The sequence below is a fragment of the Nonomuraea ceibae genome (assembly GCF_019396325.1).
Classification (GTDB): domain Bacteria; phylum Actinomycetota; class Actinomycetes; order Streptosporangiales; family Streptosporangiaceae; genus Nonomuraea; species Nonomuraea ceibae.
In genome coordinates, this window is sequence record NZ_JAHKRO010000191.1 from 1 (window position 1) to 10,911 (window position 10,911).

The 10,911-nt window shown below is 69.9% G+C and carries 10 protein-coding genes; 8 read left to right on the forward strand and 2 right to left on the reverse strand.

The features are described 5' to 3' along the window. The 4 genes from KME80_RS48095 to KME80_RS48110 form a co-directional block, all read left to right on the forward strand. Positions 1–446, forward strand: a 446-nt coding sequence (locus KME80_RS48095) for a sensor histidine kinase (protein ID WP_246647025.1), incomplete at its 5' end; no start/stop codon positions are given. Between the two features lie 51 nt (positions 447–497). Then, positions 498–3,002, forward strand: coding sequence for an NPP1 family protein (locus KME80_RS48100; protein ID WP_219519110.1), 2,505 nt, complete (start codon positions 498–500; stop codon positions 3,000–3,002). Positions 3,003–3,315: 313 nt separating this feature from the next. After that, positions 3,316–3,723: a hypothetical protein gene (locus tag KME80_RS48105; RefSeq protein ID WP_219519113.1), complete on the forward strand. Its 408-nt coding sequence runs from the start codon at positions 3,316–3,318 to the stop codon at positions 3,721–3,723. Positions 3,724–3,882: 159 nt separating this feature from the next. Next, entirely contained in the window at positions 3,883–4,245 is a 363-nt protein-coding gene (locus KME80_RS48110; protein ID WP_246647026.1) for a nuclear transport factor 2 family protein, read from the forward strand. A 125-nt stretch (positions 4,246–4,370) separates the two neighbouring features. Here the strand turns inward: KME80_RS48110 and KME80_RS51440 are convergent, their stop codons facing one another. Beyond that, entirely contained in the window at positions 4,371–4,520 is a 150-nt protein-coding gene (locus KME80_RS51440; protein WP_246647027.1) for a hypothetical protein, read from the reverse strand. A gap of 173 nt (positions 4,521–4,693) precedes the next feature. Between KME80_RS51440 and KME80_RS48120 the strand changes: the two genes are divergently transcribed. After that, entirely contained in the window at positions 4,694–8,230 is a 3,537-nt protein-coding gene (locus KME80_RS48120; RefSeq protein ID WP_219519117.1) for a serine/threonine-protein kinase, read from the forward strand. Positions 8,231–8,295: 65 nt separating this feature from the next. Beyond that, on the forward strand, positions 8,296–8,868 hold the full coding sequence (locus KME80_RS48125) for a GNAT family N-acetyltransferase (RefSeq protein WP_219519120.1): 573 nt from the start codon (positions 8,296–8,298) through the stop codon (positions 8,866–8,868). Between the two features lie 57 nt (positions 8,869–8,925). Here KME80_RS48125 and KME80_RS48130 read toward each other — a convergent pair whose 3' ends face one another. Then, positions 8,926–9,411: a hypothetical protein gene (locus KME80_RS48130; RefSeq protein WP_246647028.1), complete on the reverse strand. Its 486-nt coding sequence runs from the start codon at positions 9,409–9,411 to the stop codon at positions 8,926–8,928. A gap of 140 nt (positions 9,412–9,551) precedes the next feature. Between KME80_RS48130 and KME80_RS48135 the strand changes: the two genes are divergently transcribed. Together KME80_RS48135 and KME80_RS48140 are read left to right on the forward strand one after the other, a co-directional pair. Then, on the forward strand, positions 9,552–10,457 hold the full coding sequence (locus KME80_RS48135) for a nucleotidyltransferase domain-containing protein (RefSeq protein ID WP_219519123.1): 906 nt from the start codon (positions 9,552–9,554) through the stop codon (positions 10,455–10,457). 165 nt (positions 10,458–10,622) lie between these two features. Continuing rightward, a partial coding sequence (locus KME80_RS48140) for an MBL fold metallo-hydrolase (protein WP_219519125.1) occupies positions 10,623–10,911 on the forward strand: 289 nt, incomplete at its 3' end.

Consider the following 10,911-nt stretch of genomic DNA (forward strand, 5'->3'; position numbering starts at 1 on the left):
CGGCCGTCGAGGTGGCCGTCTACCGGATCGTCCAGGAGGCGCTGACCAACATCCGTCGGCACGCCGAGGCCGAGACCGTCACCGTCACGCTGCGCCGGGAACGGTGCGTGCTGCGGGTGACCGTCACAGACGACGGGCGCGGCCTGCCCGAGTCCCACCGGCCCGGCGTCGGGCTCTCCTCGATGCGGGAGCGGGCGGCGGAGCTGGGCGGCATCTGCGTCATCACCGGCGAACCGGGCCGGGGGACGCGGGTGGAGGTGATGCTGCCCCTGCCGACGACGGTCTCGGCGGGAACGCCGGCAGGCGTCCGTCTTGATGCCCCAGGAGGACGCCCCCTTCTGACCACGAAATGGACAACAGGTGGTCTGTTGGAAGATCGCGCCGGTGGTGGACCCTGGCCAGGCGAAGGTCGATCCGGTCATCGACGGCCGGCATGCCAATGCTGAGGGGAAGCATTCATGAGAAGATCGTCAAGGCTCGCGACCCATGCCCTGACCATGGGTTTGGTCGCCGGCCTCGGCATCGTGGGCGTCACCGCGCCCGCGTGGGCCGAGCCGCCCCCTCCCGAGATCGCGGAGAGCGCCAGCGCCGCCCACCTGAAGTTCCGGCCGCTCCTGGACTATGACAACGACGGCTGCTACCCGTCGGTGGCCATCGGCCACGATGGCACCATGAACCCGGGGCTGAAGCTCGGCGGCGCACGCAACGGGGCGTGCCACGACGCCTCCGACCTGAAGAACAGCAACATGTACGCGCGCACCCGGTGCAACGCCAACGGCTGGTGCGCGCACAAGTACGCACTGTACTTCCAGAAGGACCAGAAGAACGACGGCACCCTCGTACACAACGGACACGTCCACGACTGGGAACACATCGTGGTCTGGACCAAGGACAACGAGGTCAAGTACGTCGCCGCCTCCCAGCACGGCAGCTATGTCGTCAGGGAGCCTGCCGAGATCGAGATGGACGGCGACCACCCGAAGATCGTCTACCACTTGCAGGGCGGCGACACGCACGCGTTCCGGTTCGCCGACAAGGGCGAGCAGCCGGAGAACCATGAGGGGCGCTGGCACGAGCCGGACCTGATCAGCTGGAGCGGCTTCCCCTCCAACGCGCTGCGCGACAAGCTCGCGGCACACGACTGGGGCTCGGCCACCCTCGCCCTCAAGGACCAGGGCAACGAATTCGCCCGCGACCTCGCCAAGGCCCACCGCCGGCTCGTCGCCAACGGCGAGTATTACGAGGAGGAGGAGCTGCCCTTCGACTTCAACATCTACACCAACATCCTGCCGCCGGGGATGCCGGACCCGAACACCCCGCCTCGTGACGACGACGGTGGCGGCGACGACGGTGGCGGCGACGGCGAACCCGCGGACTCCCTGCGGGTGATGGGGCTGGGGTCGTCCAGCACCTTCGGCGAGGGCAGCCCGGACGGCAACGGTTACAGAGACGTGGCCGACCACGGGTTCAGCGACCTCTTCGAGGCCAAGGACGCGGCGGCGGCCGCCGCCCAGGACACCACCCCCAAGGTGGACTGGGTCGGATCCGTACGGGTCGGGACCATGCCCGACCGCGACGTCGAAGGCTGGCGGGGATACAAGATCAACCAGATCGCCGACAAGGCGCGGTGCGCTGTCAAGACGTACCAGCCCAACCTCATCACGCTCATCGCGGGCGGCAACGACGTCATCTATGACCACGAGATGGGCGGGGCGATCGGCCGGCTCGAATCCCTGATCAAGCAGGTCATCGAGGACGACTCGCGCGTGACCGTGCTGGTGGCCGGCATGCAGCCGTTCGGCGACCCGGCCACCAACCGGCGCGGAGAGGCGTTCACCGCCCAGATCGCCGAGCTGGCCGGACGGCTGGCCGGCCAGGGACTGCGGGTCGGGTACGCCGACACCACCGGGCTGGAGCTGTCCGATATCGGCTCCGACAACGTCCACCCGAACGCCGCCGGCTACCGCAAGATCGGCGAGGCGTTCGTGAAGGCGGCCCGCGAGGCCATGGGCAAGAACTGGATCCGCAAGCCGCACGCGATGGCGGCGAACGCGGGCAGCAATCCCTGTGGTCTCGTGGACCACGGCCCCGGCCTGCACGTGCCGACGTCGGACAAGCTGGGCACCGGCTGGGAGGACCGCGGCGTCATCCAGGAGACCCAGTTCCCCTCCAGCAACAGGTTCTGGATGGTGGACATCAATCAGGACCGCAAGGCCGAGTTCGTGACCGTGGACACGAACCAGAACTTCCGGTTCTGGTGGAACAGCGGGCCCTCGGGGAGCAAGTGGGTGCCGTTCGTGGAGGGCACCCACTCCTACAAGCCGCCCGGCGGCGCGGTCGGCAACATGCTGCGCTTCGCCGACGTGGACGGCGACGGCTTCCCCGACTGCCTGACCGTATGGCTGACCGGGCAGGTGGACGTGCGCACGTGGAACGCCGGCGCCCCGGCCGGGCAGCGCATGTGCATGAAGAAGTACGACGGCGTGGCGAACGTCTTCTCCAACGGCTCAGAAGGGGACAAGCTGACCATCGATCCCAACACGAGGATCCGCTTCGCGGACGTCACCGGAGGCGGCCGCGATGACTACCTGCTGCTCAAACCCGACGGTACGGCGACCGCGTGGTACAACAGGGACTTCCAGGTCAAGGGCGAGCGCAAGTACCTGGACTGGGCCCCGCCCCAGAAGATCAGCGGCCCGCTCAAGTACCCCCGCGAGATCCGTTACGCCGACATCAACGGTGACAGGCGCGCCGACCGCATCCTCATCACCGCCAAGGGCGGCGCCAGGGCCTGGATCAACGAAGGGGCCAAGGGCGCCGGCGGGAAGTATCGCGACATCGGGCGCATAGCCGGTGACGCGGAGGTGCCGGTCAAGGACATCCACTTCGCCGACCTCGACGGGGACGGCAAGGCCGACTTCCTGCGCATCGGCTGGACCGGCGTCACGCACGCCTGGCTCAACAAGCTGCCGCCCGAGTACTTCGCCAAGTTCCACCCGTAGGACCCCAGGTCTGAGTTGTGCCCGGTCAGCGTCGAGCCTGACCGGGCACGTCGCCGTTGCCACCTCCCCCGCACCCTCCGATGGCGAACATCCTCGACCAGGGTGCGAACCTGGGGAAAACCCGGCCACGACTCCTTGGGGACAGGGCGCACAATGCAGTGTTTGCGTAAAAGCTTGAATCGACCGTAAAAACTCCCGCACCCCCGCGCGGCAGCGGTTTCGGAAATCTTGCGCAGCGACTTGACGTCGACCCGGAAGCAGGAGTGACGATGGAAAGAGAAAGCGCGAGGCGACACAAAAAGGGGGTGGTCTCATGCTCAAGGAAGTATTCGCGGCGAGCGCTCTGGTGACGGTCGCGATCGCTCCCTCGGCGGTGTCGGCGACTCCGCAGGTCCGGGCCGGGGGCTCTACTCAAAGCACGCCGGCGGCGGCACCGGCATCGCTCGGCGCGTGCGCGGCGGCCGCGGCCCCGAAATGCAAGTGGATGGAAGGCAGCAAGAACCGGTGCCGGCTCTGCAAGACGAAGAGCGGCAACTGGAAGCAGCAGTACTGCGAGCCGAAGACCGGCAAACCCCAGAAGGAAGAAGGACCCAAGCAGATCACCTGCACGTTCAAGACGAGCCAAATAATCGAGGACGGAAAGACGAAGACCCGTCAATGCGAGGTGTGCAAGGACAGAAATACAGGCAAGGTAATATCCGATAAATGCTTCGAAGGCTGACCCGAGTCGCTGCTGGGCTGTGCCGAAACGGCCCAGCAGTTCCGTGCCTCGCAGGAGCGCCCGCCCCCGCGGCGTCGGGGTCCCTGGATCGGGCTGCGAAGATCAGCCGAGCGTGAACGTCCTGGCGGGGATACGGCCCCGGCTGGGAGGGTGGGCGTCATGATGGAAGACTTGCGGGACGCCGAACGCCGGCTCCAGGCCGCGCAGCTCGCCGGAGATGTCGAGGCGCTGGATCGGCTGCTGGACGATCGGCTGATCTTCACGTTCGGTGCGAACGTGGCGACCAAGGCGGACGACCTGGAGCTGCACCGCACCCGGACGCAGGTGCTGACGAAGGTGGCCGAGGAGGACTTGACCGTGCTCGCCGATGGGCACACCGGGGTGACGTGGTTTCTCGGCACCGTCGAAGGCACCGTCTCCGGTGCGCCGTTCTCGGCCAGGATGCGCTACACCCGTACGTGGCTGTACACCGAGACGCACGGTTGGCGAATCATCGCCGTGCACGCCGGCACGATCGATTGACATAGGCGCTCTCCCTGGCCTTGGCAGTCCAGGCCGGTCATGTCCTCTTCACGTCGGGGACATGACCGGACAGGTGTAACCCGCATTGATGGGTAAGTGGTTCCACCTGACCACGCCACCACCCGCTACATGAACTCGCCGTTGATGCCGGGCAGGGCGAGCGTGGCCCGGGAGGAGGATTTCCGGTGCGCGTCCCCGATGAGCAGGTACGCGGTGCGCATCAGCGCTTGCTGGCGGGCCAGCACGAACTCGTGGAAGCCTTCATGACGGTTCAATGGGCTCTCCTCTCAACCGTTGCCAACGCCACCGGGGCGGCGAAAGGTTGCAGGCGGAGGATCGGCCGGCCCCGGTCGGGGAGATGGCTCAGCTCGTGGCGACGAGGGGACAAACCCTGGCACACAACGCGGAAGGCGCAAACTTTCCCGGCTGACCGCACATCCAACGCTCCGTGGAAATACTGATCGACGGGGATCCCCAGTACCTGGGGACGTACTGGCTGGCCGGGCGGCTCGGGGCGGGCGGCCAGGGGGTCGTCTACGAGGGGTACGCGGAGGACGGCGCCCGCGTCGCGATCAAGGTGCTGCACAGCGACCAGGACGCCGGCCAGCTCGCCAAGGAGGCCGCGGCGGCCCAGCGGGTGGCGTCGTTCTGCACGGCGCGGGTGATCGAGGCCCGGCTGGACGGGGCCAGGCCGTACATCGTCAGCGAGTACGTCGCGGGACCGAGCCTACGCGCCGCCGTCACCGAGGGACGCCGCTTCTCCGGCGGTGACCTGCACCGGCTGGCGACGGCGGTCGCGACCGCGCTGACCGCGATCCACGACGCCGGGGTGATCCACCGCGACCTCAAGCCCGACAACGTGCTGCTGGGCCCGGACGGCCCGCGCGTGATCGACTTCGGCATCGCCAGGACGGCCGAGATGTCGCTGACCGCGACCGGCCTGGTCCGGGGCACGCCGACGTACATGGCGCCGGAGGTGTTCACCGGCGACCGGGCGGGGATGCCCGCCGACGTGTTCGCGTGGGGCGCGATCATGCTGTACGCGGCGACCGGCAAAGACCCGTTCGAGGCCGCCACCCTGGGCGCCGTCATGCACCGGGTGCTGTCGTCCATCCCGGACCTGGGGGTGCTGCCCGAGTCGCTGCGCCCGCTGGTCGAGGCGGCGCTCAGCAAGGAGCCGCTGCACCGGCCGAGCGCCCGCGACCTGCTGCTCTCCCTGGTCAGCGGGGGGCCGGACCTGGGCCAGCTGCTCGCGCAGGGCGGCAGGGAGGCGGCCGGAGTGACCGGCGCCGCCGACCCCGGCCTCGGGGCGCTGGCCGAGGACGCGTACGGGATGCTCGCCCCGGAGGAGCGGGAGCTGGTGCCGGAGGTGTTCCTGCGGCTGGTCACGGTGGGTGAGAGCGGCGGGCTGTCGGCGTGCCGGGCGGAGCTGGCCGAGCTGGTCGAGGGCAGGTCGCTGCCCGAGGTCTCGTCGGTGAACAGGATTCTGGAGGTGTTCGGGTACCTGCTGGGCCGGGACGGCGAGTCGGTCTGGCTGACCCGTCCCGCGCTGCCGCGCGCCTGGCCGCGCTACCGCCATTGGGTGGAGGCCAACCGGGACGGCCTGGCCGTGCACCGGGAGATCCTGACGGCGGCACGGCGCTGGGACCAGTCGGGCCGCAGGGACGGCGACCTGTTCCAGGGCTCGGCCCTGGAGAACGCCCTCCAGTGGGCGGCCACCGCCCGCAGGAACATCACCCTCTCCCCCACAGAACGCGACTTCCTGGAATCCGCCGCCGCACTGACCAGGCGCAGGGCCAGGCGCAGCCGCCTCGTCACGCTGAGCCTGGCGGGATTGCTGACGATCGCGCTGGTCGCGGGCGGCCTGGCGGTGCAGCAGGGCAGGCTGGCCGACGAGCGGGCGGCCCGCATCGCCGTCCAGCTCGGCAAGGCGGAGGCGGCGCGGCTGGCGCAGGTCGCGGACACGTACCGGCACAGCGATCCCCGCCTGGCCATGCACCTCAGCCTGGCCGCCTGGCGGCTGGACCGCACGCCGCGGACCAGGACGGCGCTGACGGCGTCGCTGGCGCAGCGCGAGGTGTCCATGTTCAGGGATCCGGCGACGGCGGGCGACACCCTTCGCGTGCTCAGCGCGGACGGCCGGACGATGGCCAGCGTGAGCGGCGACGCGGTACGGCTCTGGGACGTGACCACGGGCAGGCCCAAGGGCGGGATAGCCAAGCTGGGGCTCGGGGACGGCAGCCCGGCCGGCGCCGCGCTCTCCCCGACCGGCCGCCGGGTTCTGGTGGCCACCGGCACGCAGGCCGGGGTGTGGGAGCTGCGAACGGGCCGGCGGATCGCGACGTGGCGGTTCGACAAGGAACTCGGGCAAGGCGTGGACCTGCCGGTCAGCGTGGAGTACGGCAGCGTGGACAGGTACGCGGTGGTCCGCATCGACCGCGACGACTACCTGTGGGACGTGGAACGGAACCGCCGCGCCAGAACCGCCGACAAGCTCGGCCCGATGACGCCGACCGGGACGGCCGTCTACTCCTCCGCCTCCGTCTCGCCCACCCGGATCGACCGGCGGCGCGTCCCGGACCTCGCCACGCAGGCCACCCGCCGCGCGGCCGGCCGGTGCGACCTGTGCGGATGGCCGCTCGCCCTCACGCCGGACGGCCGCGGGCTGGCGCAGGCGGCGCCGGACGGCCTGGTGATCACGTCGGTCAGGGACGGCTCGGTCATGCACACGATCGGGGACCGCGGCACCCTCTGGAACCAGGGCGAGGTGACCTTCAGCGCCGACGGGCGGCTGCTCGCCACGGCCACCCGCGACGACATCCAGGTGTGGATGCGGGATGGCCACTTCCTGACCGAGGTGACGCTTCCTGAGGGCCTGTCGGACGAGGCCCTGGCCCCGGGCGCCATCCCCCAGGTCGCCTTCGACGGCCGCGTCCTGCGCTACCTCCTGGTGGACCGGGTCGTCACCGTGAGCCTCGCCGACGTGTCACTGGTCTCAGGGAGGACGTACTGGGCGAAGGCCGCGCTGACCCCGGAACGCCTGCTGAGGGTCGAGGCCGACGGCCGCGAAGAGATCCGCGTGATGACGCCCGGCGAGCCGGGCGAGATCCTTCAGCGCCGGACCGGCGAGGACGGGACGACCGCGCTCGCCCTCAGCCAGGACGGGCGGCTGGCGGCCGTCGGCGGCGCCCGGACGATCTCCGTGCTGGACGCGAACGCCCGGCGGGAGCTGGCCAGGCTGACCCCTGCCGCCTTCACCGCCACCGAACAGCTGGCGTTCAGCCCGGACGGCACGCGGCTGGCCACGGTGGTGGAGGGGCCGGAGCACGGCGCCGCCCGCACGTACTCGCTGGCGATGTGGGACTGGAAGGCCCGCCGCCTGCTGTGGTCACGCGACGTGCGGCGGGCCCAGGACGTGGAGTTCGCGCCGGACGGCAGGACGCTGGCGGTCGCCACCGACGCCGAACGCCTTTACGACGCCGCTTCCGGCCGGCCGATCGGCGGCCCGTTCGGCGGCGCGGGCCAGGGCATCACGCTCACCGACGCGGTCTTCACCCGGGACGGCCGGTCGCTGGCCGTCGTGGACTCGGGCGGGCGCCTGACCGTCTACGACGTGGCCACCCGCCGCCCGGCCGGGGAGGCGATCAGGGGGAACCTCAGCGGGCACGCGGTCAGATCGCCGCGCGAGGACGTCGTCGCGGCGGTCACGCGGGACGACCGGGTGCAGCTGTTCGACCTGGCGGGACGGGCGTCGCTGGGGGTGCTGGCCGACGCCAACCAGTACGGCGTGCAGGCCCTGACCTTCGCCGCCGACGGTACGAAGGTGCTGGTGCTCGACGGTAACGGGACGGTGCGCGAGCAGCTCGTCGAGCCGGGCGCGGTCGCGGCGGCGGTGTGCGCCCGCGCCGGGAGCCCGTTGAGCAGGACGGAGTGGGCGCGTCACGTCACGGGTGCGCCCTATCACGAGACGTGCCCCCGGCCATGACGACGACGGGCCGGGCCCGGATATTCGGTGGCCGGCCCGCCCGCCGAGGACACAAGATGGTGCCCGTGACTCTGGCCACCCCCATGCTGAACACCGCTCGCCTGCGCCTGCGCCCCTTCGCCGACGCCGACGCGGACGCCCTCTTCGCGCTGCACAGCAACACCCACGTGATGCGCTACTGGGACTCCCCGCCGTGGACCGAACGGGCCCGCGCCGAGCGTTTCATCGCGATATGCCGGAAAATCGCGGACGAGGGCACCGGAGCCCGGGTGGCCATCGACCGTGTCTCCGACGGGGCCTTCGTCGGCTGGTGCGGCCTGACCGGATGGAACCCGGACTACCGCAGCGCGTCGCTGGGCTACTGCCTGGACGATGCGATGTGGGGCCACGGCTTCGCGACGGAGGCCGCGCACGCGTTGCTGCGGTGGGCGTTCGACACACTGGACCTGAATCGGGTCCAGGCCGAGGCCGACACGCGCAACGTGGCATCCGGCCGGGTTCTGGAGAAGATCGGATTCGTACGCGAAGGAACGCTGCGGGAAGACTGCATCGTCAACGGCGAGGTGTCCGACTCTTGGGTGTTCGGGTTGCTCAGGCGGGAGTGGCGCCCGTCAGCCGTCCCGGTTCCGGCCTCCTAGGGCCTGGCCGGGGAGGGCCGTCCGCGAGAGGACGGCCCTCCGGCCATCGGAGGGATGTCAGTTCACGCAGTCCTGGCTCTTGAGGGCAAGGCCGAGCTGCTCGACCTTGTTCTGCCGGTTGAGGCCGAAGTAGTAGTGCGCCTTGCGGTTGCCGGGCACGGTGGCGTAGTAGCCGCTCGGTTCCTCCTTGACGCCGGGGTAGGCCTTCTTGATCTGGCGGAGGGTCGAGCCGGCGCCGATGCCCTTGGGGGTGCGCACCCCGGCCGGCGCGAAGATGACGGCGACGCCGCGCTTCTTGGAGAGGTAGAGCCCCACCTCGTCGCGAGCGTTGCGGTGGGCCTTGTAGTCCCAGCCGGAGCAGTAGCCGCGCCACTTGAGCACGATCTTGCCGGTGGCCTTGGCCTGCTTGGCCGTCATCCCCAGCTTGACGCCGCCGTAGCCGTACGGGCCGAAAGTGCCCGACGGAGCGGTAACGGCTCCTGCCGGGCTCGCGATCACCAGCGTCGCGCCGGCGACCGCCAGCGCCGCAACCAGTGGAGTCATCTTCATCCTCATCGCCCCGTTTCTTCAGTGGTTCGTGGAAATCCCTCCTTTTGATGCCGCTCACGGGTGGTTGGTTCGCCACCAGTTGATCTCAGTGGCGACGACCGGCATGGCGGCGAGGGCCGGCACAGGTGGGCGCGATGCGCCGCCGAGACCTGCCGGGTACGCCGCTCGGCCGCGGTCACCGCGCTGCGGATCGCGCGCAACAGCATGGTACGTTCGAAGACTTTGTCCGTATCGAAAGGCACGTCATGGACTCTCTCTCCCTGCACAACCGTTTCCTGAGCGACACGCTCCCCCGGATTCGGCAAGATCCGAGAGTGGCCGGTGTCGCCGTCGCGGGGTCGATCGCCAAGGGGCGCCCCGACGTCTATTCCGATGTCGATCTCATCGTGGTCATCGACGACGAGGCGTTCGACCGGGTCATGGAGGAGCGTCTTGAGCTGATCGGCTCGTGGGCAGCCCTGGTGGCGGGGTTCACCGGGGAGCACGTCGGCGAACCGCGTCTGATCATCACGCTCGCCGGGCCGCCCCTTCTCCATGTCGACTTCAAGTTCGTGCGGGCGTCCGACTTCGCCGAGCGGATCGAGGACCCGGACGTTCTCTGGGATCGGGACGGCAGCCTGGCCGCCTCCCTGGCGGAGCATCCGCCGGCGGACTCGTCGCTCGACCTCCAGTGGATCGAGGACCGGTTCTGGGTCTGGGTGCACTACGGCGCGACGAAACTCGGCCGTGGCGAACTGTTCGAGGTCATCGGCTTCCTCAGCTACCTGCGCGAGGCCGTGCTGGGTCCGCTGGCCGCCCGGCGGGTGGGTGCGTCACCCCGGGGTGTCCGCCACCTCGAATCCATCGCACCGGACGAGGCGCGTGCCCTTCAGGCCACCCTCTGCGGCTACGACCGCATTGACGCCGGCCGGGCTCTGCTCGCCTGCGTCGATCTCTACCGGCAGTGGCTCGACAACGCGGCGGCGGGGCTCGTACCCCGTCGCCACGCCGAAAAGCTCGCTGTCCAGTACCTCCACGACGTCATCGCCCAGGTGAGCTGACCAGCCACGCAGGCGGTCCGGCGCGGTCAGGGCCGATGATCACATCCAGCGCCCCTGCGCGCCGGTTCCTCACCTGAGGGAGATCAGTGCTCTTGACAGGGAGCACTCCAAACGAGAGCATTGCTCTCATAGCAGGGCGATGCTCTCCAAAGAGAGCATGCTGCAGTGACCGTCAACGTTGGGAAGCCCATGAAGCTCGCGCCGCACCTGCACCGCCTCGGCAATGATGTCGTGGCGTGCTACCTCGTCGACACCGACGAGGGCATCACCCTGATCGACGCGGGGCTGCCCGGCCACTGGCGGGATCTGCAGGCCGAACTCCGTTCGCTCGGCAAGTCCGTCGACGACATCCGCGGGCTGGTGCTGACCCACGGCGACTCCGACCACATCGGGTTCGCCGAGCGCCTGCGCAGCGAACACGGCGTACCGGTGTTCGTGCATGCCGCCGACGCGG